This is a genomic window from Aquidulcibacter paucihalophilus (assembly GCF_002105465.1).
GTDB lineage: Bacteria > Pseudomonadota > Alphaproteobacteria > Caulobacterales > Aquidulcibacteraceae > Aquidulcibacter > Aquidulcibacter paucihalophilus.
In genome coordinates, this window is the sequence record NZ_NCSQ01000014.1 from 1 (window position 1) to 22,799 (window position 22,799).

Sequence of the window (22,799 nt, forward strand, 5' to 3'; positions counted from 1 at the left end):
GCCAGTCCGTTAATCTGGCCCACTTTAATTGGCGCACTCTTCGCGCCCCGGCCCCTCTGCCCTTTTCCCAAGGGCAAAGCCAAACCCCCGGAGGTCTTTTCCTCGCGGGGCAAAAAGTGTTGGTGCTGGTGTGAGGGCCCCCCTTTACGCTGTCATCCCGGACGGCGTGAGCCGATCCGGGATCTCGTGTCGCACATGCACAAGGAGGTCCCCGCTCTGCGCTTCGCTTCGGCGGGGATGACGGTGGTTTTGGTTAGATTTTATATCTGGACGCGCTTTGGTGATCTCCTTGGTCCACCAAACCGCTTTGAATATCGTGTTCGGGCGATTTGTCGCGTCAAGTCCAGATTTCCTTCGGAAATCTGCCGCCCTAGGTCCACCTCCTTATTTGAAAGGAGGTGGACCTAATTTCTTGATTTAAACGCGCAACTTGGTTCCAAAGAACCAAACGCGCGTCAATGGCGCGAAGCGGACTTGACCCGTCAAATCGCCCACCAACAATTGAGTTTGGCCTTTGGGGCAGGCACAGCCTGCGCCAAAGCCTTCCAGATAAAACCCTTTTTCACGCTGTCATCCCGGACGGCGTGAGCCGATCCGGGATCATTTTCCCCATCTGCGCATCTGCGTAATGGGGTCCCCGCTCGAAGCTCACGCTTCGGCGGGGATGACGGTGGTTTTGGTTAGGTTTTTTATCTGGACGCGCTTTGGTGATCTCCTTGGTCCACCAATTCGCCCGCGAACAATAACGTATGGCCTTTGGGGCATGCAGGGCCTGCACCAAAGCCTTCTAGAAGAAAAGAACGATAAGCGATGCTATGCCTTACGGCGCAACCGAGTCCCAGACCATGTGGCGAAAAGTCCCCTGGGGTCCTCGCTCTCCACAGGCGCTTCGACGAGGATGACATGGCTTTGGGAGGGATTGTACCGTTTAATGTGGCTGTATCGGCGCTCCCAGTCTCCATCTTCCCTCCATGCCCATGCGTTAGATCGACCGCCTGTTCACTCTAAGGCCATGGCCACCTTCATCAAACGTTGTATCACTTGCTACCATGTCGTTCTTGACCGCTCTGCTCGCCATTGTGGGCCTTGGCCTACTTGATAGCCTCAACCCCTTCTCGATCGCCGCCTGTGCTGTAGTGTCTGCAAGGCCCCAAAGCCTTGGGCGAGGTGTTGCCTTCATTACAGCAACATTCCTCGTCTATTTTCTCTCCGGTGTCGCCTTGGTGACAGGTTGGGCTGAATTGCTGATCGCGCTACAGCCATGGATCAAGCCTTGGATGAGAGTTGCATTCTGGCTGTTGGTTGCATTTGGCTGTTCTCTCGGCGCGATCTTCCTCTGGCGACGTCCTCCGATGGGGCAGGACAAGGCGGTCAAGCAACCCAGTTCTACCGCTATTTTGGCCATTTTTCTCTTCGCATTCGGCTCAACCCTATCGGATATGCCGACCGCATTCCCTTATTTTGGAGCCATCCCGATTATGGTGGCAACGGGGGCCAACTTCCTTGGACTTTTGGCTTGGTTGGCTCTCTACAGCCTGATCTATGTCAGCCCGCTGATTATATTACTGGCCTATCGCCTGATCTTCCCGCAGGCGTTTGAGCCTTTGCAGGGGGTAATAAATCGCATGATGGATTGGGTGATCCGTCGCCTCAGCCCGGCGCTCTTGGTTCCCTGTGCGGGGTGGGCGGCCTATCTCGCTGCGCAATCGTTGGGCCCGCTTTAAGGCTCAGCTGCCACATAGATCCAAGCAGGGATGGGGCCTTCTGCCGTTTCGACACACACGTTGCTGCGGCGATATTCCTCCCCTTCAAAGGCGTCGAGCCATTCCCAAAGCTGTGGCAATTGGTCGGAGATCAGGAGGTGGACTTCAATCAGATCACCTGCTGGATCAAGCCTAAGGGCAGGAAATCCCAAAGCCGCACCCCAGCCTGTTTCAACCAAATGGCCACGCAAGGTGCCGGTCGTCCACCTCCCACCCAAATGGGCCAGGCGGTGGTGATTGGGTTTGCCGGGGGCCAAGGTTCCATAGGTGGCTAAACAAAAGTCGACCTCGTTCATGGGCGCCGGCACCTCATCCCCGTGACGGGTCAAAAAAAGGTCTATCCCCCGCAATGGTCACTCGCTCCATAATGCGCACTGCAGGGAAGTAATCTGAGGCGGCATAATGCTGGCAGGCGCGATTGTCCCAAAAGGCCAGCGAGCCTGGTGCCCAGCGGAAGCGGCACACATGTTCTGGCACAGCGGCAAAGCTGTACAAATGGTCGAGTAGCCAGTCGCTCTCCTTTTTGGAAAGCCCCAAAATGCGCGTGGTAAAGCCTGTGTTGACATAAAGCGCGCGCTTGCCCGTCTCTGGATGGGTGCGAACAACGGGATGGACTTGGACCGGGAATTTCTCGTGCAGCTTCTCAATGTCTTGATTGAGCCGTTTGGCAAAAACCCGGGCAATATCATGCTCGGCCTCCAACGTGCAGACAAAGGTCTTCATCGCCGGACTGAGGGCTTCATAGGCGGCATACATATCCGAGAACAGGGTGTCGCCACCGACCTCGGGCAATTCGATGGCGCGCAAAATAGAGCCCAACGAAGGTTCTGCCCGCCAAGTCACGTCCGAATGCCAATTATTCTCAACCCCGCGCGAGTTCGGGCCATGGGCAATGCGCAAGACTTCTGGATCGGGTTGATCGCGCGGCGTTGCGGGGTGGATTTCAAGCGGCCCAAACCGGCGGGCAAAGGCCAAATGCTGGGCTCGCGTGATGTTTTGGTCGCGGAAGAAGACAACTTTGTGCGCCAGAAGAGCAGCACGAACGTCGCCAATCATGGCATCATCCAGCTCTTGGCTGAGATCAAGCCCCAGCAATTCCGCGCCAATATTTGGTGTCAAAGAGCGGACTTCAAAGCGGGTGAACTGGCTTTTGGGCACATGGACAGTCATGGCAGCGTCTCTCCCAAATTATTGTTTGAGAGAGATCGTATCCTGCATTTGTCTTTCGGCAAGCCTTACCGAAGCCGGACTTATCCGATTACGGATTCGCTGGCTTCCAGCACATCTTCAAATGTCCGCAAGCCAGGCTTTGGCGCACACACCAAGACTGCCATATTGCCGGGCAAATGTAGATTATCGAGCATTTTTTCATGCGCCAGCGGAATATCGGCCCATTCGAAAACTTCCGACATGCAGGGGTCGATGCGGCGCTCAATCACCAATTGGTTAGCTGCACTGGCCTGTTGCAGGTTTGCAAAGTGACTACCTTGCACGCGCTTTTGCCGCATCCACAAGAAGCGGGCATCCATGGTCAGATTAAAGCCGGTGGTGCCCGCACAAATCACCACCATGCCGCCGCGCTTGGTGACAAAAACAGAAACCGGGAAGGTGCTTTCGCCTGGATGTTCAAACACAATATCCACGTCGCGCTTATCGGTGACATTCCAAATGGCTTTGCCGAACTTGCGGCATTCCTTCATATAATCGTTGAATTCAGGACCGTTGACGGTGGGCAATTGACCCCAGCAATTAAAGTCCTTCCGATTGAGAACAGCTTTAGCGCCCATCGACAAAACATAGTCGCGCTTGCTTTCATCCGAGATCACACCAATCGCATTAGCACCCGAAACGGCGCACAATTGGGTTGCAAACACCCCAAGGCCGCCCGAAGCGCCCCACACCAAAACATTCTGGCCGGGCTTCAAAACATGGGGGCGGTGGCCGAACAACATGCGATAGGCCGTTGCCAAGGTGAGGGTATAGCAGGCGCTTTCCTCCCACGTCAGATGCTTTGGCCGGGTCATAAGCTGGCGGGACTGCACCCTGGCAAACTGGGCAAAGGCCCCATCGGGGGTCTCATAACCCCAGATGCGTTGGCTGGCCGAAAACATCGGGTCGCCGCCATTGCATTCCTCATCATCGCCATCGTCTTGGTTACAATGAACCACAACCTCATCGCCTGGCTTCCAGCGTTTGACGTTTTTTCCCACAGCCCAAACAATGCCGGCAGCGTCGGAACCCACAACGGCATAATCTTGGTCATAGCCATCCAGCACACTAACAGGTTCACCCAACCCCGCCCAAACACCGTTATAATTGACGCCAGCAGCCATCACGAGAAGGAGGACTTCATCATTATCAATCTCAGGAGTTGGCAGAACTTCCAACTGCATCGCCTTCAGTGGGCGGCCATGGCGCTCTTTGCGGATCGCCCAGCCCCACATGGTTTTGGGCACATGATAGGCAGGTGGAATTTTGCCGACGGGATAGAGATCGAGCAAGGGCTCACCCGAAACTGGCGGTGCCGCTACATCTGTTGTCGTCATCCCGAACTCTCCCGCTGAACGTGCTTGGCGCGATGGTTTTTCGCATTTTGTGGAAATTGGTTTCTCAATAGTCCGAATTAGAGGCAGAAACGTGCGCTTCAAGCCCCAATCGGACCTTGCCTGAGCCAAACTCTTCTGCTGCGCTGCAGCATAATTTGTCAAGCTGTTTTTAGCCCCGCTAGAAGCACCATTCTAACTAGCGGACAAAAGGATCACTGCTTACCTAGGATTTAAGTGAGGTGATGGGGGAGTTAGGCGTGAATCCTTTTCAGGCGAAGATTGGTCCACCGCGCATTTTTCTGGGTGTTATGGCGATAGGCTACGCGCTGGTGAATATCGGCTTTGAGATGCTGAGACGCGGTGAGTTTGAGCCTTTGCTACATGTGGATGAGATGCTGGCTTTGGTCTTTGGTCTGCTTAATCTCATCCAAGAACTGAATTTATCCATTTTTCGGAACCGCTTCGTTGTCGTCGAGATGAACGAGCAAGGTCTCTTCGATCGCCGGATCATGTATGAGCGCTTGGCTTGGGAGGACATTGAGTGGATCGAGCCCCATCCTGGTGGGGTACCCGATCGACTTCGGGTGAAGGCACAGGTGCGGTTGACCCCCTTTGGTGCGGTGCGCAACCGCTTGCTCTGCCTGATCCGCCATATTCCACAGGGTGAAGTTGTCGTGACTTTTGGCGGATTGAATAAGGCAACGGCCCAAGCCGCAGCGTGGCTTGCCGATCATCAACCCCGCCTGATCCCGGATGTTTGGAAGATTACGACCGTTCAGTATACGGGCGCGATCCCAACTGAGCATCGCGATATTTGCCTGCGCGCCTTTGTCTATCCCCGGGCTTGGCTGGGCTATCTGGCCAGCGGCGTTGTTGTGGTTGCCTTACTTTTTGCGTTGGTTCCAACACTTGTGGTCCCCAGTATGGCCAAGGGGAAGGTACCCGAAGATCTGGCGCAATTTGCCTTGATCGGTTTGATCGCCGCAGCCGCGATTATTGGCGGGATTTTCTCGGTCCTAACCTATGTCCGCCTGTCCAGTGACCGCAATGGTGTTATCATCCTCTCGCAAACAGGGCTGACCGACATCCGCATTTCAAGTCAGTTTATCCCGTGGAACCATATCGATCACGTGACGTTTCATTGGCTAAACAATGGCCGATTGGTCAATGAGGCCATTGCGGTGCAGGTGAAGTTGCAAGAGGGCATCAAGCTAAAGCCACCTGAAGGTGGTGTATTTTGGTTGGCGCATCGGTTCCGGCAGATTGCTCATCCAGAGCTTTTTGACGTGCGGCATGCCGGAACAACCACCAGTGTGAGCGAAATCATCGATCATATCGAACGCCACAACCTGCCGGTTGCCCTAAGAGAAATCGCGCGGAATTAGCGGTTTGGGTTCGATCTCTGTGGACGATAGCGCATGGCCACGTCACAGCGCTCATAGCTGCAGCCATAGCGGTCTATGATCTCTTGATCATGCACAAAGCCTAGCTTTTCATAGAGGTGGATGGCCGCTTCGCAGGTGTGATTGGTGAGTAGGAAGAGGGTTTCTATCCCCCGTTCTCCGGCCCGTGCTAAGGTTGCCGCCAATAAATGTTCACCCGCCTTTTGTCCGCGTAAGGAATCCAAGACACCCATTTTGGTCAGTTCAACCGCTCCATCCTCGGTCGGCATCAGGGCACAGGTGCCCACGACACCATGTTTTTCGGTTGCTATAAACAAAATCTCGCCGCCTCGGTCGAGGATTTCCACTTGAGGATTACTGAGGACGTCAATGTCATGCTCCTCCAGCTTGAACATCGCCGATATCCACGCGGCATTGATGTCGTAAAAGGCCTTTGCAAGCTCCGGCGTGATGGTGTCAGCCACTTGGATCACAGAGAAAGGATTGGTGACACGCTGCAACATGGATCGCTCCGCTAGATGGGTTTCAAAAAGGGTGAGAAGGGCCAGAAGTTCGTGTTCACGCCCCCCTGCAAGATCTGAGACGGCGGAGCCGACTTTCGGCCAGACGCGTTCTCGGGTTTTCACCAAGATGGCGCGGCCAGCATCGGTAAGGGCGATCTGCTTTGCCCTTGCATCGCCGGGATCTTGGTCGGTGGTGATCAGGCGAGCGCCACGCAAGGCAGCAACGGTTCGCGTCATAGCAGGTTGGCTAAAGCCCACGGTGGCAACCGCTTCCTTGATGCTCAAGGGGCCATACCGCTCGAGGGCCGTCAATAATGCGAGGTGGCTTGGCTGAACTGGGATGCCGGCTTGCTCGAGTATGATGGCGGCATCGGCCAGCAAGCGCTCTGCCAAGCGTTTAAGGCGGCTTCCCAGCGCCACATGGCCTAAGTTTTGAAGAATATCCGGCATGATACGTCCATTTGTATAACATGTTATGTATAATCGCGCCGACTGGTGGTCAAGCAAATTTTAGCGAGAATGGCTCTCTATTTCGGTGTTCTTGGAAGATTTTGCCGCTTGCCTAGCAGGTATCAGGCATGGCAATGCTGCAGTGCACAAGGACACACGCATGACCGATAAACCTTTCCAACACGCCCCCGACAAGCCCTGGATCTTCCGCACCTATGCGGGCCATTCCACCGCCGAAAAGTCCAATGCGCTCTATCGGGCCAATCTGGCGGCAGGGCAGACGGGCCTATCGGTCGCGTTCGATCTGCCAACCCAGACTGCCTATGAGGCCGACCATGTGCTGGCCAAGGGCGAGGTGGGTAAAGTCGGCGTGCCCGTCAGCCATTTGGGCGATATGCGGGCGCTGTTTAAAGACATTCCGCTTGAAACCATGAACACCAGCATGACAATTAATGCCCCAGCAGCGTGGCTCTTGGCGCTTTATGTCGCTTTGGCCGATGAGCAGGGGGCAGACCGCAAGAAGCTGCAGGGCACCACACAGAATGACTTGATCAAGGAATATCTCTCGCGTGGGACCTATGTGTTCCCGCCCGCGCCCAGCTTGAAATTGACGGCCGATACGATTGCTTGGTGCCTCAAAGAAACGCCCAAATTCAATCCGATGAATGTCTGCTCCTACCACTTGCAAGAAGCTGGCGCGACGCCGGAACAGGAATTGGCCTTTGCACTTGCCACGGCCATCGCGGTCCTGGATGAAGTCAAAGCCCAAGGCCAAGTCTTGCCGGAGGATTTCCCTGCTGTGGTCGGCCGCATCAGCTTCTTCGTGAACGCGGGCATCCGCTTTGTGACAGAGCTGTGCAAGATGCGCGCGTTCAATGTCCTGTGGGACGAGATTTGTCAGGACCGCTATGGCGTGACCGACCCCGCCATGCGCCGCTTCCGCTATGGGGTGCAGGTCAATTCGCTGGGGCTGACCGAACCACAGCCAGAAAACAATGTCTATCGCATCTTGCTTGAGACCTTGGCTGTGACCATGAGCAAGGATGCTCGTGCGCGCGCGGTGCAATTGCCGGCTTGGAACGAGGCCTTGGGCCTGCCGCGCCCGTGGGATCAGCAATGGAGTTTGAGGCTTCAACAAATCCTCGCCTATGAAACCGATCTTCTTGAATATGAAGACCTGTTTGCGGGTTCTTATGTGGTGGAGAAAAAGGTCGCTGAATTGGTGGCGGGGGCAAAGGCAGAGCTTGCCAAGATTGATGCCCTTGGCGGGGCGGTCGCCGCTGTGCCCTATATGAAGGAAGGCCTAGTCCAATCCAATCGCGACCGCTTGCTTGGCATTGAAGGTGGCACCCAAGTGGTGGTCGGCGTCAATCGCTGGGCGGATACCGAGCAATCGCCCTTATCGGCGGGCGAAGGGGCGATCCAGACGGTCGATCCCATGGTGGAAGCCGATCAGATTAAGCGGCTGAATGCTTGGCGTGCAGCGCGCGATAGCGCTGCTGTCGAGGCGGCCTTGGCAGAGTTGGAAGCTGCAGCGCGTGAAAACCGCAATATTATGGAACCCTCCATTGCATGCGCGAAAGCCGGTGTCACCACCGGGGAGTGGGGGGCTTTGCTGCGCCGGGTTTATGGCGAATATCGTGCGCCAACCGGTGTCTCGCTACTTGTGAATATTGAGGGCGAAGATATTGAAGCCGTTTCGAAAAAGGTTGATGATCTCAGCGAGAAACTGGGTCGTCGGTTGGCCTTTTTGGTGGGTAAGCCCGGCCTTGATGGCCATTCGAATGGGGCCGAACAAATCGCTACGCGCGCCCGGGCTGTCGGCATGGATGTGACCTATGAAGGCATCCGCATGACACCGGAAGAAATTGTCGCCCGCGCCGCCGAAAAGAAGGCCCATGCGGTGGGGCTGTCGATCCTTTCAGGCTCACACCTCGACTTGGTACGTGATGTGGTGGCCCGCATGCGGGCCGCAGGTCTTGAGCATGTCCCGGTGGTGGTCGGCGGCATCATCCCGCCAGAAGATGCCCGCGCGCTCAAGCAATTTGGCGTCGCCGCCGTCTATACGCCGAAGGACTTCAAAATCACCGAAATCATGGGCGATTTGGTCGATATTGTGGCGGCTCGGGTGGAGCAATTGGTCTAAGTAGGGCTTTCCATCTCACGCAAATCCTAGGTTGCCAGATCGCGCGATTGGCCTTAGCCTCCAACCCTATTCAAGGTTTGGTAGGATTGGAGGTTGGATTGGGCAAAAGGAGATATCTGCCGGGCGTCGAAATTGCCCAAACGCCGGAGGAGAAAATCACGGCTGGATTGATAGAGGTGCGTGGCTTTCTGATTTATGGACTGTTTTTTTTGACGTTGGCCGTATCAGGCTGTGCACCTCTATTTGGCAAGCTGGGACTGAATGGCGAAAGCACTTCAGTCCTAGAGACAATCTCGGTTATGGGGGCGGTAGTCTTCTACATCCTCTGTACGATTGTCCTTTTTATGAGCAGCAAAACACTCATTCGAAGACATGCTATTCAACCCGTTTTGGTATCGGGTAGGGTGCGGAACTGGAGGACACCCTCACTGCTCATCAGTGTGGTGGCTGCCATTGTCTTGGTCGGTGGCTTTGCCTTGGTTGTTACCTCATCCTACTTTGATTTTACGCGGGGTGGTGATCCCTCGTCGGCGCTGCGCTTCTTGCAAGTTCCTCAAGTTCTAGGCGGCTGCCTAGGTGTATGCGCCATGATAGCAGCTGCAATGGAAACTCTCGAGTGGGTCCAAGACGTTCGCCGGGATCCGAGCACGTCGACCAAACAAGCCGAACAAGAACCCCAACTGCCCAGCTGGGCGCAGACTTTATAGGACGGGGTGATGACATCCGGTATAAGTTCAGACACGCCACTGATGCAGTCTTCGCCGCAGGGAAAATATGGGCCAATCGCCCCAGATCGGGAGACGAAAATTCAAGCGGCCTTAGGCGAGATTGATCGTGCGACGATAGTGCTTGTTTTTGCACTTAGCATGGCGGTCTCGTGTTCCCTTCTGGCCTTCGGCGATTCGAAAGCTCTAGAAGGCACCTTATTGGCCAATGGATCAGGATTTTGGTGGCTGCCGTATTGTGCGGCTTGGCTTTGGTACGGCAGAGCCATTCGAAAATCTCGTGCCACTTGGCCGCAATTTCACTCTGGCAGATCGGAGAGCATCTTTTTGCCGTCCAATTTACTTCTTTGGGCAGGCATTCTTCTTTTGTGCTGGCAAACACTTGTTCTCGTGTTCGTTGTGATAGCCAATTTATTGAGCGGCGATTTTCCGTCCCGCGAACTGATATCGAACGAGGTATTTTCAGGTTATATGATGGCCGCAGTTGGTTTCCCAGTTTTGTGGGCGATTTCTTGCTTGGTGAAAGTGTATGAAACATTTCAATGGGTCAAAGTCTTGAATGGTGAGAAAGATGATGCCCCGCTTACGCTAGGACACTCTGTAGCCACCAAACCATTCCCAAACCCAACAAAGCCCGGCTCTAAACTAACGCCAGAGGAGGGTAGAACATGACCGAACCTGTTAGCCAAACGGGGGAAGCCCGCAAGTTCTTGTTCTGGACCGACAAGCGGCCCATCGCGCCAGATACGGAGACAAAAATCACCTGTGCGATTTCAGAGATTGGGATGGCTGGCGTTCAAGTGTTATGCAATCTCGTATTCATCGGTCTTCTGCTCCAGGTTCAAGCGCTGGATTTAGAAGATCATACTGTCGCGCCATCTGTATTTGGTCCACTCTTGATGCCGCTTGCATCAATCTTCTTCTTCTTGACTGGCGCACATGCAGGGTTTCCGCGTTCGGCCTTTCAAAGTGGCGTCCCTACAGATCAGACCCGTTTAAGCCGAATTCTTTTGGTGATCGCGATGGCTGCCTTTGGTGGCTTTATGGTTAGTCTCAGTTTTTGGGTACTAAACCTTGCTGAGCGGAGCGACCTGTACCTCGCAGAATTGGCAGGCCTTTACACAGTATGTGCGCTGGCAAGCTATGGAAGCTCAATTATCGTCAGAGCCTGCTGGATTCTCGAACTGCGCGCAGAGCAAGGCCATAAGCTGCCTTTAGGCAATGATGAAGATGAAACCAATGGGTCCCAACCTGCTTGGTATCAACGATCCACCAAATGATCGAGCGAGGATTCCACCATGTCTGACAAGCACCCAGGGCCCCAAAAAATCTTGTTCTGGACCGACAAGCGGCCCATCGCGCCGGATGTCGAGACACGGATTACGTGCGCAATTGCTGAGGCAATGAGCGCCATTATGGGGGTTTTGGCCCAACTCATTCTTGTCTATGTGTTGTATGCGTCTGGCGTAAATCGTCTCGGTGATAGTTACGCCGGCATGAACTTTGATGATCTCGCCATTCTACTGTTGCTCGCGATCGTAATTTTGAACCTCTCGGTGGGAAACTATCTTTCTAAGCTCGGGCGGGGTCGGGACCTTGCATGGCAGAGCGGCATTCCGCAGGCGCGTACCAGGACGAGCCGATGCATTCGATTGATTGTTTATTCTTCCTTGGCTCTGTTCATGCCTGCCTTGATACTTGATCTCGCGAAAGTGGATTTCATAGATGGCTTTCTTACGCGCCATTCTCTTGAGATATTTGCTTTTATGATTGTTTTTGGGATTTCGGCAAACGTCTCGCTGGCACATGAGCGTCTTGCGTGGGTTGTTGATCTGCGCAAGCAGCAAGGGCACGCCCTGCCGTTTGAGGACCATCCAATGGCTCAGCCAATGAAGGATGGGAAGGACTGGGGTACTAAGTCGTAGGCTTGGGCTCGCCTTTATGCGGCAGTTGCCCCCGATGAAGGTGTCACGAGGCGCGCAGGATGTTCCAATCAGTCACACGTCCATGCCAATAGAAAAGACCTAAGTCACCAGCGCCTTGATCACTACCGCCAGGGCCGTCAAGGCCAGATAGGCTCCGAATGCGCGGCGCAGCATGGTTTTATCCAAGCGGTGGGCGAGCTTGGCACCATAGGGGGCAACGGCACCCGTCAATAGCGCTAAAATGATAAAGCCGGGCACATTGATATACCCGAGCGACAGGGGCGGTCTGCCCTCTGCGCCCCAGCCCATCGCGATAAAGCCCAAGGTCGCAGGCACGGCGATGGCGACGCCAAAACCTGAAGCGGTTGCCACTGCTTGATGGATGGGTCTGCCTGCCAAAGTCATAACGGCGGAACCAAAGGCCCCGCCACCTATGCCCATCAGGGCCGAAACTGCGCCAAGGCTTGTGCCAACTCCGGCCCGTGCTGGTCCGGTCGGCACGTCGCGCATAATCGTCCAACTCTCCTTGCCAAGGCCCATATAGGCGGCCAAGGCAATGGCAAAGGCACCGTAAATCAGGCCAAGAGTCGCCTTATCGGCAAAGCCTGCCAGCACCGCACCAATGATCGCACCCAAAGCGATCCACGGAATAAAGCCTTTGAGAACGGCCTCATCGACCGCCCCATGCTTGCGGTGGGCAGCGACCGAACGCAGTGAGGTGGTGATGATGGTTGAAAGGCTCGTGCCCACGGCCACATGCAGATTGGCTTCCCCGCCCAATCCAAACACGCCAAACGCATAAAAGAGGGCAGGGACGAGGACTGTCCCGCCACCGACGCCAAACAGGCCTGCGATCAGGCCGGCAAACACGCCAGCCCCTGCCATGGCTGTAACCAGAATGACAAGGTCTTGGATTGGCGGCATCAGGCCGCGATCTCGCCACGATTGGCAAAGCGGGTGGCTTCCCGCTCAATCAATTCCAGCGCGCGGTCATAGACCTCAATGCCTGCGCCTGCGCGGCTCTCTTCCCCCAATTGGCGTCGAAACATCCGTGCCCCGGGTTTGCCTGCAAACAGGCCCAGCATATGGCGGGTAATCGCATGCAGCGGCACGCCTTCGGCCAAGCGCCGCTCCACATAGGGCCGATAGGCGCGATAAGCCTCTTCAGGGCGCACAAGCTCAGTATCGTGTCCCAAAATCTCCCGATCCACCCGACCCAATAGCGCCGGATCATGATAAGCAGCCCGGCCCAACATCACGCCATCTAGGCCTCTAACTGCCTCTTGGGCCTGCTCAATACTGCTGATCCCCCCATTCAAAATGATGGTGAGGTGGGGGTGGGCTGCTTTGAGTGCGCGCACCAGATCATAGTCTAAGGGCGGGATCTCGCGATTATCCTTGGGCGACAGACCTTTGAGGATCGCTTTGCGGGCATGCACGATGAAGACGTTTACCCCGGCAGTGGCGACCGTTTCCACAAAACTGAACAGGCTTTCCCGCGGGTCTTGTTCATCCACGCCCAAACGGTTCTTCACAGTGACGGGCAAATGCGTGGCGGCCTGCATGGCGCTGACACATTCGGCAACCAACTCTGGTTCGCGCATGAGACAAGCCCCAAAGCGGCCTGACTGTACGCGGTCGGAGGGACAGCCAACATTTAAATTTATCTCCCCATAGCCAAAGTCCGTGCTAATCTTGGTGGCTTCAGCAAGCTTATGGGGATCAGAGCCACCAATTTGTATCGCAACAGGGTGTTCACTTGGGTCAAAGCCAATTAGGCGGTTTAGATCACCATGGATCAAAGCATCCGCCGTGACCATTTCTGTATAGAGTAGGGCCCCTTTGGACAATGTCCGATGGAACGCCCGGCAATGCCGGTCGGTCCATTCCATCATCGGGGCAACGCAAAAGCGCCTGTCTAGGTTCTCGGAAGTCATGGCCGCTCCATGCCTTTTTTAGCCCCAAAACGCAAATCTGCAAAAAAATGCACAAAGGGCAAAAAATGTGTTTGACACATGTGGTGTGCTATAGTAGTAATACACCCATGCACTACATCAGTGCAGCACAAACACAACGACAGACCAACAGGAGAAACCAACATGATCACCTTTATCGTCACAATCTGGCTTAGCGCTTTGGGTGCCGGCATGGCCACGATGGCAGCCACCGAGCGCAACTAAGCAAACCGATCTAACCCTCCCCCAAAACCTCCTCCAACCAAAACGAATAAGGAAAACCACCATGATCACGCTCGCAATCACCGCTTGGCTCAGCCTTTTAGGCGCAGGTTTAGCTTCTATGGCCGCAGCAGAGCGCGCCTAAAGGTCAATCTTCCTCCGCGCTATCACCACTCGCCCCCTATAATTCGTCTCTAAATCTTACCAACCCTGCTCCTCCCCGAGCTTCACACAAAGGATAACAACCATGATCAACCGCATTGTCGCCGCCTGGCTTTCCGCAGTCGCCTCTGGCCTTTTGGGCATGGCCGCATCTGACCGGCACTAAATCAACCGGCATCGTCAGCCCCTACGCCTCCAATGTCCTCACGATGCCAAACTGGGGCCGGTTCAGCCGGCCCTCTTTTTTTGCGTCCTATTTTGTCTGGGGCTTATGCGGTCCAAGCCTTGGATGGCGCGCTCAAATCGCCTACATCAAGCTCATGGCTCGTTTTCTCATCACTTCTGCGCTTCCTTACATCAATGGCATCAAGCATCTTGGCAATTTGGCGGGGTCGATGTTGCCCGCGGATGTGCATGCGCGTTTCCGTCGGCTGCAAGGCCATGAAGTTCTGTTTATCTGCGCAACTGACGAGCATGGCACGCCGGCTGAATTGGCAGCGGCAGAAGCGGGTATGTCGACCAAAGCCTATTGCGATGAGCAGCATGACATTCAGCGCAAGGCAGGTGAGGGTTTCCATTTGTCGTTTGACTGGTTTGGCCGCTCATCCAGCGCCCAGAACTATGCGCTAACCCAACATTTTGCGGAAATGTTGGAAGCCAATGGCCTGTTGGAAGAGCGCGTGACCAAGCAGGTCTATTGCATTGATGACGCCCGCTTTTTGCCTGACCGCTATGTGGAAGGGACGTGCCCAGTTTGTGGGTTTGAGGATGCACGCGGCGACCAATGCGATAATTGCGGTTCCTTGCTCGATCCCACGCAGTTGAAGAATCCGCGCTCAAAAATTTCGGGCTCTACCAATATTGAGGTACGCGACACGGCCCATCTCTTTCTGCGTCAACCATTGATGGAAGAGAAGATCCGCGCATGGGTTGATGCCGCGCAGGATTGGCCGCATTTGGCGCGCTCCATTGCCTATAAGTGGCTTGACGAAGGGTTGCAGGATCGGGCGATCACGCGCGATCTGTCGTGGGGTGTGCCGGTCTTAAAAGATGGAAAACCCCGCCCGGGCTTTAAAAACAAGGTCTTCTATGTCTGGTTTGACGCGCCGATCGAATATATCGCCGCGACCGAAGAATGGGCGGAGGCCACCGGTGGAGACTGGAAAGGTTGGTGGCGTAACGATCAAGGTGCAGAGGATGTGACCTATGTCCAGGTGATGGGCAAGGACAATGTGGCTTTCCATACGGTCTCTTTTCCCGTCACGATCTTGGGCTCGGGCGAGCCGTGGAAACTGGTTGACCGCTTGAAGGCCTTCAACTGGTTGACCTGGTATGGGGGGAAATTCTCCACCAGCCAAAAGCGCGGTATCTTTATGGATCAGGCGCTGGAACTTCTCAGTGGCGATTATTGGCGCTGGTATCTGATGGCCAATGCGCCTGAAAGCTCTGATGCAGCTTTTACCCTCGAAGGCTTTCAAGCCACGGTGAATTCGGACCTTGCCAATGTGCTGGGCAATTTCGTCAATCGCATCATGAAGTTTGCTGCGGCCAAGTTTGACGGTAAAGTGCCTGCAATCGGCGTGGCTGGCGAAGCTGAAGCTAAATTATGGACGGAGGTTTCTGCCAAGATTGCTTCAATCACCGCCTTTCATGAAGAGATGGAGTTCCGCAAAGCCGCCGCAGAAACCCGGGCCCTTTGGGCTTTGGGCAATGAATATCTGCAAACGGCGGCTCCATGGACAGCGATCAAAACGGATGAGGCTTTGGCCGCTGTTGGGGTTCGTACAGGCCTGAACCTCGTCGCACTCTTTGCCATCTTAGCCCAACCCTTTGTGCCAGAAGCGGCGGGGCGGATTTTGGATGGCATTGGGGTGCCAAAGGAAAATCGGATGTGGCCAAATGCCGAGGATACAAGTTTGCTGGATGCCCTGCCGCATGGGCTGCAAACCCAGGTACCAGCCCTGTTGTTTGCCAAGATTGAAGAGGATCAGGTAGCAACTTGGTCTGAACAATTTGGTGGCGGTGGCTAAGCCATGATGACAACACAGGCGACTGATCCTGTCCTATTTGTTGGCAATGGCGGCGGCTCAATGCTCGCCGAGATTGTTCTTGGGATGGCCGGCGTTCGCTTCCGGGTACAGGTGGTGGGCTGGGGTGATCACGGGCTTGAAAGCGAGGGCCTGCATGCCACAAACCCCTTGGGCCAAGTTCCAACCTTGGTCTTCCCCAATGGCACTGTTTTGACAGAAACAGCTGCCATTGTGCTGACAATCCACGACTCACGGCCTGATCTGGATTTGGTTCCCGCAGCAGATAGTGGCCTGCGCCCCACTTTCTGGCGCTGGCTGATGGTGATCAATGCCGCAATCTATCCAACCTTCACCTACGGCGATTATCCTCAGAAATGGGCCGATCAGGATGAGGCAGGGCCCCTGCGCACCCGGACCGACCAGCATCGCAAGCGTCTGATGTTGCATCTTGAACAACAGGTGAGTCATCCATGGTTTTTAGGGGAGACGTTCAGCGCACTTGATCTTTACATCTGGATGTTAATCCAGTGGCGGCCGAAGCCGGATTGGTATCAAGCCCATGCGCCGAAACTTTATACCATCGCCAAGCGCGTCGATGATCTAAGTGTCGTCAAGCGTGTGATCGCGCGCAATGGGGTGAAGGCTCTGCCTTAGGCAGGGGGCTTAAACAAAAAAGCCTCCCCAAAACGGAGGAGGCTTTTCTATTTTTGGCCTTAAATCCGTGTGGCTTTAGAATTTACGGACATAGCTAACGGCGTAGCCATTGCTGCCCTTGCCTTCGGTATAGCGGGTATAGTCCACACGGATACCATTGGCATCGTCTAGCATATATTGGCCACCCACGCCGACGGCGAACGAGCCATCGTCATCCTTCACCTTGACAGCACCGGACTTGGCTTCACCCCATTGGTGGACATAGCCGGCACGGCCGATCAACGACAGGCGCTCTGCCACAGGTGCGCTGGCCACAGCGAAGGCACCCAAAGTGCCACGGTTCTTAATGGTCACACCATTGACCTTGTCGTCATTGACGCCAAAACCACCTTCGCCTTCCACTGCAAAATTCGGGGTGATTTGGTAGCCAATACGGCCGTTCACCGTTCCGGTATCAGCCGTCTTGGTTTGGAAATGGTTGTAGCCACCATTGATATAGACTTGGCCAGCCGCATCTTGAGCAAAGCTAGGAGCCGAAGCAAAAGCGGTAACGGCCAAAACAGCGAGAGCGAAAATACGCATGATATAGTTCCTTTGTTCCTTCTGCGACCACATCCCACAAGCCTGATTGGCTGAGGGACGATCGCTTTCTTGATCCAAAGGCTCCCGAGGTATGACGCCGCTCTTTGTCGGTCGCCAAAAAGGGGAGGAGAGCCTTTCGACACAACAAAGGTAGGGTCTCGCACCCCGGTTCCGCAACTAACCATTCTGTCATGTTGGGAGTGCAAATAGGTAGTGTGATCAATAAGATACAGATTGTGGCGGAACCTTGTCCCTCAGATGAACCGTGGGTAAATGGTTACCCTTTTCGCCCCATTCACGCCGCAATTGTCCCGAATTTGTGTCAGACGATACATGCAAAAATGCAAGATACAGTCACATGCCTATGCGTTTTAGGATCGCCGAATAGGCAAGCACTGGCTTATCTGATTGGGTCAGCACGCCGCGGATGAACAGCATGGTCCGGGTTGCCCGCACAATATCGGCGGTTGATTCGATCAAAATACCGGGCTTAGCGCCGCCAACAAACTGGCTCTCAAATTGCATCGTCACACAGGGCTGCTCATTCATATAGTCATGGCAATGGGCAAAAAGAGCAAAGTCCGCAAAGGTCATCAAGCAGCCGCCATGGATATTTCCCATGCCATTGCAATGGCGTTCCTCAGGCATAAATGCACAAATGTATCCACCCTCTGGCGCGGGCTTCATATAAAAGGGGCCTGTCAGTGTCTCAAATGGGTCCGAGCCATTGCCCCACGTGGACCAGCCAGCAAATTCACCCTCGGTGACCAATTGTGGTTTGGATGGGGTATTCTCGCTCATGTGCAACAGGCTTTCTTTTAGGACTCGTCAGGAGGGTGGGGTGGGTCTTAAAGTGCTGCGCGAATAATACAAGAATGTCTGCTTCAGGAGATGCCAATGGCCTATGATTCTGAGACCACCCAAGAGCTAGTTAGCTTGGTTGCCCGCTTTGTGGCCGAAAAGCTGCGCCCAATTGAGGCGCAAGTCTCTGAAGAAGATGCCGTACCTGAAGCCATTGTCACGCAGATGAAGGAATTGGGTCTCTATGGTCTAACGATTCCTGCCGACTATGGTGGATTGGAATTGTCGATGGAAGCAGAATGTCGGGTGGCGTTTGAGCTCGGTCGTACCAGCCCCGCTTTCCGCTCTTGCTTTGGCACCAATGTGGGTATTGGTGCCCAAGGTTTGGTTATGTTCGGGACAGAAGCGCAAAAGCAGAAATATCTGCCAGGCATTGCCTCGGGCGAGATCGTTACCAGTTTCTGTCTTACCGAGGCCGAAGCAGGTTCTGATTCCGCCGCCGTGCAAACGACTGCGCGTCTAGAGGGCGACCATTATGTGATGAATGGCTCCAAGCGCTATATCACCAATGCGAATAAGGCGGGCCTGTTTACTGTCATGGCGCGGACAAGCTCTGACGTGAAAGGGGCCAAGGGTGTCACCGCCTTTTTGGTGGAGCGCGATAGCCCGGGCCTCAGCATCGGCAAGCCAGAAAAAAAAATGGGCCAACAAGGTGCCCACATTTGCGAAGTCTATTTCGACAATGTGAAAGTGCCAGTTGAGAACCGCTTAGGCGGGGAGGGCGAGGGCTTTAAAGTGGCGATGCAAGTGCTCGACCGTGGGCGACTGCATATTGCTTCGGTCTGCGTAGGCGTGGCCGAGCGCCTGATTGCCGATAGCCTAGCCTATGCGATGGAGCGCCAGCAATTTGGCAAACCAATTGCCGAGCATCAATTGATCCAGGCCATGTTGGCCGATTCAAAAACCGAGGCTTATGCCGCCAAGTCTATGGTGTTGGATGCGGCGCGGTTGCGCGATTCTGGCCAGTCGATCACGTTGGAAGCTGCAGCGGCCAAATATTATGCCTCTGAAATGGTGGGTCGCGTGGCTGATCGGGCGGTGCAGATTTTTGGCGGCGCAGGCTATGTCGCCGATTATGGGATTGAGCGTTTCTATCGCGACGTGCGTATCTTCCGCATCTATGAGGGCACCAGCCAAATCCAACAAATCGTCATCGCGCGTGAGATGATGAAGGCGGCGAGGAGCTAACCCATGAGCCCGGAAGAAGCTACCATTTTGTCCCTCATTGCCGCCTCGAAAAAAGGCCGGACGATTGATCCAACCGAAGCTGCGCGCGCCGTCTATACGGGCGAGGATCAAGATGGATGGCGCAAACGTCTACCGTCTATACGTCAAGCCGCCATTCATTTGGCGCGCTCTGGCCAGATCAGTATTTACCGCAAAGGTAAGGTCATTGATCCCAATGGCTTCAAGGGGGTTTATCGCTTGGGCGTTCCAGGCGAGATAGCCATTGTGCCTCCATCGGAGCGCGAGCCAGATGACGCGAGCGGGCTTTCTGACTGAGGCTCGCCGTCTCACGCGGCGATGGACCACAGCTTGGCTGACACTTGCAGGCGTCTTGCTGGCTGCCTGCACGCCCGCGCGCCAAAATGTCCAGATTCCCGGGCCGGATCATATGGGGCCGCGCTTTACCCCAACACAATTTGTCAGCTTCGATGGAACGGCGCTCGGTCTTTCCACTTGGAAGGCGCAATCAGAAGAGCCCAAAGCCATAATCGTGGCACTCCACGGCATGAATGATTATGCGCGCGCGTTTGAGACCGCCGCGCCCTATTGGGCGGCGCATGGCATCACGACTTATGCGTATGACGCCCGAGGTTTTGGTCGTTCGCCTCAGCGCGGGGTTTGGGGCAATGAAGCCTTGATGATCCGCGACCTGCGTACCGCTTTGCGCGTGGCTCGGCAGACCCATCTGAACGTGCCCGTTGTCGCGGTGGGTGAAAGCATGGGGGCTGCGACTATTTTGGCAGCTGTCGGCGAGGCAGAGGGCCTTGCAGCCGACCAGATTGTCTTGATTGCGCCCGCTGTATGGGGCTGGTCCAACTTACCATTAGCCTACCGGATCTCATTATGGACAAGCGCGCATTTACCCCTAGCCCGCAAGCCGTTTGACCCGCCGCGCACCGTGACTCGCACGATTATGGCATCGGACAATATCGAGATGCTCCGCCGATTGGGCCGTGATCCAAATATGATCTTTGCGACCCGATTAGATGCGGTCTATGGGTTGGTGAGTTTGATGGAAAAAGCCTATCGGGCGGCCGATAAGCTACCACCCCCGGCCTTGGTGCTCTATGGCGCGCGCGACCAGATTATTCCTCGCCCTGCCGTGGCGGCTACGGTTCGAAAGCTACCATCAAAGGTCCGCACCATTGAATATCCTGAGGGCTACCACATGCTGACCCGCGACCTGCAGGCCGAACGTGTTTGGGCTGATATTGCTGCCTTTGTTGCGGATCCCGAGGGGCCATTACCCTCTGGGCTTGGACCCATAGGTAAGGTTGTAAAATAAGGAACTCGTTAAGGCTGTTTTGCTAGTCATTTCCGTATGGCCTTGAAGATCGCTCTGCCCATACCTGCGTTGCCGAAGTTAGATCCTGTAACTTTGGCCCAAACTCGCGCCCGCTTGGTTGCGTGGTGGGAGGGGGGCGATCCGCCAGACTTGGATGCGATTAAGGCTGAGATCGAAGCGCAAGATGCCCCTGGCAAGCTGAGTGCAAAGCATAAAAAGCTATATGTTACAGCAAGTCACATCATGTGGGGCCCGGATCGAAATTTTCCGACGTCCTTAGACCTCACCACTCAATTAGGCACAGCCGTGGGGGCTAAGAAAGATGTGACCTTGGCTTGCATTGGTGCTGGCAGTGGGATGATAAGCCGAACTCTCTTAGAGCAATTTGGCGTCAAATTGACTGCCTATGAAGCCGATCCGACCATTCGCAGTCTCGCGGCAAAGGCTGTTAAGAAAAGCAAGGCGCGCAAGGGCTACAGCGCAAAACCCTATAATGGCCAATTGTCGGGCCTAGCCGAGCGGCAAGCAGAAATCGCAATGCTGCTTTTCCAAGGCGGCGGAGCCGAACGCGCAGAGCGGGGTGCCTTCTCAATTTTACGTCTCCTAAAGCCCGGTGGGCAAGCGATTTGGTTTGACCTATTTTCGACCGAGGGTGAGGCATCACTTGACCTGGCCAAAGGAATTGAAAATCGCTCCTTTACACCGGTCGAGGTGTTCAAAGATGCCGCTCAAGCGGCGGGCCTGACCGTGGTGTCTGAAGCCGAATGCAATTTGAATTTCTTAGCCGCTATCAGCTCTTGCTGGTCTTTGATCGGCAAAGACTTTGATAAGCGCCAAGCGTCGTTGATCAAAGCCGGGGGTCAGGAGGCGGCAACCCTTGCGCTTCACTCTATCGTCACATGGAAAGCACGCGCCGCCGCCGTCCGTGCCGGGCAATTGAGCGCCCGTTATATCGTGGTTTCAGCACCGGCTTAGGCTAAGTGGGTCTTGGGGATTAGCCTCAAGTTCTGCGTAATTTGCGAAAATCTGTCCTTTGCAAACCTGGGGCGGTTATAGTCGTCGGGTACGGATGCGCAAGAATTGATCTTTCTTGATTTGGTTGAGGTCCCGGTTTGGAACCTCCTCTTGTATCAACAGTGCAGAAGACGAGGGCGAAGACGTCGGCGCTTCGGATGTACCTTGCGCTATCTGGGCTCGTAATCTTCAGCCTATGTGGCTGGTGGGTTTTTCTCGACCGCGAGACAAGGTCCGCCTACTCTGAAAGCGTCGTCCCAATGTTTGGTGACGCCGTTGCGATTTCTTTTCGCAACCAATCCAAGCGTTGCGGTCAGGCGAACCAATTGGTTTGAGCTTGTGCGATGATCGGAACGGCCTACAGCAAGTCGCCCTTGCAGGTTTTTTGCATAATCGCCTTCATGCAAACAGCAATCTAACAGTCGAGCGCATTAGTTTATCGAAGAAAGGGGCTGGATTAGGCCAAGACCTAAACCAATTTGGTTTCTCTCTTTGGTTTGGTTCAGAGGACGGGGTTCAAAGCCATGTGTGCCAGCTCCAAATGCGAAACGGTGGCACCTCAGAAGCTGCCTTAGTTTCAAGCATGATGGCATGCCTGAAACTGGCCGCCAGTCCGCGAACCAAGCTGAGTGTATTGTCAGGAACTCTACCGTGAAAGCAGGTTCGGGCGCGGCCTCAACTCTGAATTTGGAACGCGAATTGACTAGGCATTCACCGCAAAGGCATCACCCAACGCGTCCGCAAGGCTAGAGCGCGGGGGATCTTCGTTTGCGACGGGGGCTTTTGATTCTGGTGTCACGGCGGCTTGTGCCTTAGCTGTCGTTGCCTTGGTCTTTTTCGTTGAACGCTCAGAGGTCGTCTTTGTTTCGATATGGGTTGTCTCAATCGAGGGACCGGCGAGGGGGTCTGCCGACCGCTTTGAACGACCTTCGAACTGACCGCCTTCTTCGATAATCAGGATTGCATGCGTCAAATCACCATCGATAGAGCCCGAGGTGGCCAACTGAATCATGCGGGCCCGCACATCACCCGAGACTTTGCCCCGAATGGTTGCAATTTCGCTGATTACATTGCCTTTGACTTCGCCATTTTTGCCGACCACCAACGTGTCGCAACGCACATCACCAATCACAATGCCTTCGATATGCACGTCACCAGGTGACGACAAAGACCCGCTGATGACTGCGCCAGCGGCAACCACCGAGGCAGCGGGCTTTGGGCTTGGTGCAACAACGGCAATCGCCGGGGGTTCGTTGCGTGGCGCAGGGGTCGCAACGGTTTCAGTCTCAACATAGGTTTCTTTGGATTTGTTATTCCAAAAGGCCATCGTCTTGTTCCCTTTGATT

The 22,799-nt window shown here is 54.9% G+C and carries 22 protein-coding genes; 13 read left to right on the forward strand and 9 right to left on the reverse strand.

Annotated elements, in window-relative coordinates; genetic code table 11:
- Positions 1–1,049 precede the first annotated feature (1,049 nt).
- The gene (locus B7364_RS00755; protein WP_085338033.1) at positions 1,050–1,724 is read left to right on the forward strand and encodes a GAP family protein; all 675 of its coding nucleotides are present in this window, start codon (positions 1,050–1,052) and stop codon (positions 1,722–1,724) included.
- On the opposite strand, the gene B7364_RS00760 is transcribed toward B7364_RS00755, so the two are convergent.
- The 3 genes from B7364_RS00760 to ccrA form a co-directional block, all read right to left on the reverse strand.
- Positions 1,721–2,059: a gamma-glutamylcyclotransferase family protein gene (locus tag B7364_RS00760; protein ID WP_085338034.1), complete on the reverse strand. Its 339-nt coding sequence runs from the start codon at positions 2,057–2,059 to the stop codon at positions 1,721–1,723. The genes B7364_RS00755 and B7364_RS00760 overlap by 4 nt on opposite strands.
- 13 nt (positions 2,060–2,072) lie before the next feature.
- Positions 2,073–2,933 (reverse strand): TauD/TfdA dioxygenase family protein, encoded by an 861-nt coding sequence (locus B7364_RS00765; RefSeq protein WP_085338035.1) that lies wholly within the window; start codon positions 2,931–2,933, stop codon positions 2,073–2,075.
- A gap of 80 nt (positions 2,934–3,013) precedes the next feature.
- Positions 3,014–4,309, reverse strand: coding sequence for a crotonyl-CoA carboxylase/reductase (ccrA, locus tag B7364_RS00770; RefSeq protein ID WP_085338036.1), 1,296 nt, complete (start codon positions 4,307–4,309; stop codon positions 3,014–3,016).
- 257 nt (positions 4,310–4,566) lie between these two features.
- Between ccrA and B7364_RS00775 the strand changes: the two genes are divergently transcribed.
- Positions 4,567–5,694 carry a hypothetical protein gene (locus tag B7364_RS00775; protein ID WP_157893393.1) on the forward strand — a complete coding sequence of 376 codons (1,128 nt, stop codon included), beginning with the start codon at positions 4,567–4,569 and terminating at the stop codon, positions 5,692–5,694.
- Here the strand turns inward: B7364_RS00775 and B7364_RS00780 are convergent.
- The gene (locus B7364_RS00780) at positions 5,691–6,665 is read right to left on the reverse strand and encodes a bifunctional helix-turn-helix transcriptional regulator/GNAT family N-acetyltransferase (RefSeq protein ID WP_085338038.1); all 975 of its coding nucleotides are present in this window, start codon (positions 6,663–6,665) and stop codon (positions 5,691–5,693) included. The genes B7364_RS00775 and B7364_RS00780 overlap by 4 nt on opposite strands.
- A 160-nt stretch (positions 6,666–6,825) precedes the next feature.
- Here B7364_RS00780 and B7364_RS00785 point away from each other — a divergent pair, with 160 nt between their 5' ends.
- From B7364_RS00785 to B7364_RS00805, 5 genes are all read left to right on the forward strand, one after another.
- Positions 6,826–8,811, forward strand: a complete 1,986-nt coding sequence (locus B7364_RS00785) for a protein meaA (RefSeq protein WP_085338084.1) — start codon at positions 6,826–6,828, stop codon at positions 8,809–8,811.
- 98 nt (positions 8,812–8,909) lie between these two features.
- Positions 8,910–9,518 carry a hypothetical protein gene (locus B7364_RS00790; RefSeq protein ID WP_157893394.1) on the forward strand — a complete coding sequence of 203 codons (609 nt, stop codon included), beginning with the start codon at positions 8,910–8,912 and terminating at the stop codon, positions 9,516–9,518.
- A gap of 9 nt (positions 9,519–9,527) precedes the next feature.
- Positions 9,528–10,208 (forward strand): hypothetical protein, encoded by a 681-nt coding sequence (locus B7364_RS00795; protein ID WP_157893395.1) that lies wholly within the window; start codon positions 9,528–9,530, stop codon positions 10,206–10,208.
- Positions 10,205–10,816 (forward strand): hypothetical protein, encoded by a 612-nt coding sequence (locus B7364_RS00800; RefSeq protein ID WP_085338041.1) that lies wholly within the window; start codon positions 10,205–10,207, stop codon positions 10,814–10,816. Before B7364_RS00795 ends, B7364_RS00800 begins: the two co-directional genes overlap by 4 nt.
- Before the next feature lie 123 nt (positions 10,817–10,939).
- Complete coding sequence (locus tag B7364_RS00805; RefSeq protein ID WP_157893396.1) at positions 10,940–11,461, forward strand: hypothetical protein; 522 nt, start codon at positions 10,940–10,942, stop codon at positions 11,459–11,461.
- Between the two features lie 99 nt (positions 11,462–11,560).
- On the opposite strand, the gene B7364_RS00810 is transcribed toward B7364_RS00805, so the two are convergent.
- Both B7364_RS00810 and dusA read right to left on the reverse strand, forming a co-directional pair.
- Positions 11,561–12,385: a sulfite exporter TauE/SafE family protein gene (locus B7364_RS00810; protein WP_085338043.1), complete on the reverse strand. Its 825-nt coding sequence runs from the start codon at positions 12,383–12,385 to the stop codon at positions 11,561–11,563.
- Positions 12,385–13,398 (reverse strand): tRNA dihydrouridine(20/20a) synthase DusA, encoded by a 1,014-nt coding sequence (gene dusA, locus B7364_RS00815; protein WP_085338044.1) that lies wholly within the window; start codon positions 13,396–13,398, stop codon positions 12,385–12,387. The genes B7364_RS00810 and dusA overlap by 1 nt, the downstream gene beginning before the upstream one ends.
- 722 nt (positions 13,399–14,120) lie before the next feature.
- Between dusA and metG the strand changes: the two genes are divergently transcribed.
- Both metG and B7364_RS00825 read left to right on the forward strand, forming a co-directional pair.
- Complete coding sequence (metG, locus tag B7364_RS00820) at positions 14,121–15,830, forward strand: methionine--tRNA ligase (protein ID WP_085338085.1); 1,710 nt, start codon at positions 14,121–14,123, stop codon at positions 15,828–15,830.
- A gap of 3 nt (positions 15,831–15,833) precedes the next feature.
- On the forward strand, positions 15,834–16,484 hold the full coding sequence (locus B7364_RS00825; RefSeq protein ID WP_085338045.1) for a glutathione S-transferase family protein: 651 nt from the start codon (positions 15,834–15,836) through the stop codon (positions 16,482–16,484).
- Positions 16,485–16,559: 75 nt separating this feature from the next.
- Here the strand turns inward: B7364_RS00825 and B7364_RS00830 are convergent, their stop codons facing one another.
- Complete coding sequence (locus B7364_RS00830; RefSeq protein ID WP_157893397.1) at positions 16,560–17,066, reverse strand: porin family protein; 507 nt, start codon at positions 17,064–17,066, stop codon at positions 16,560–16,562.
- 354 nt (positions 17,067–17,420) lie between these two features.
- The gene (locus tag B7364_RS00835) at positions 17,421–17,867 is read right to left on the reverse strand and encodes a PaaI family thioesterase (RefSeq protein WP_085338047.1); all 447 of its coding nucleotides are present in this window, start codon (positions 17,865–17,867) and stop codon (positions 17,421–17,423) included.
- A gap of 96 nt (positions 17,868–17,963) precedes the next feature.
- Here B7364_RS00835 and B7364_RS00840 point away from each other — a divergent pair, with 96 nt between their 5' ends.
- The 4 genes from B7364_RS00840 to B7364_RS00855 are packed head-to-tail and all read left to right on the forward strand — an operon-like array spanning position 17,964 to position 21,414.
- A complete protein-coding gene (locus tag B7364_RS00840; protein WP_085338086.1) occupies positions 17,964–19,115 on the forward strand; it encodes an acyl-CoA dehydrogenase family protein in 1,152 nt (383 codons plus the stop codon).
- A gap of 3 nt (positions 19,116–19,118) precedes the next feature.
- Positions 19,119–19,430 (forward strand): DUF3253 domain-containing protein, encoded by a 312-nt coding sequence (locus B7364_RS00845; RefSeq protein WP_085338048.1) that lies wholly within the window; start codon positions 19,119–19,121, stop codon positions 19,428–19,430.
- The gene (locus tag B7364_RS00850; RefSeq protein WP_085338049.1) at positions 19,405–20,439 is read left to right on the forward strand and encodes an alpha/beta fold hydrolase; all 1,035 of its coding nucleotides are present in this window, start codon (positions 19,405–19,407) and stop codon (positions 20,437–20,439) included. The genes B7364_RS00845 and B7364_RS00850 overlap by 26 nt, the downstream gene beginning before the upstream one ends.
- A gap of 36 nt (positions 20,440–20,475) precedes the next feature.
- Positions 20,476–21,414, forward strand: coding sequence for a hypothetical protein (locus B7364_RS00855; protein WP_085338050.1), 939 nt, complete (start codon positions 20,476–20,478; stop codon positions 21,412–21,414).
- 742 nt (positions 21,415–22,156) lie between these two features.
- Here B7364_RS00855 and B7364_RS00865 read toward each other — a convergent pair.
- Positions 22,157–22,780, reverse strand: coding sequence for a bactofilin family protein (locus B7364_RS00865; protein WP_085338052.1), 624 nt, complete (start codon positions 22,778–22,780; stop codon positions 22,157–22,159).
- Positions 22,781–22,799 lie beyond the last annotated feature (19 nt).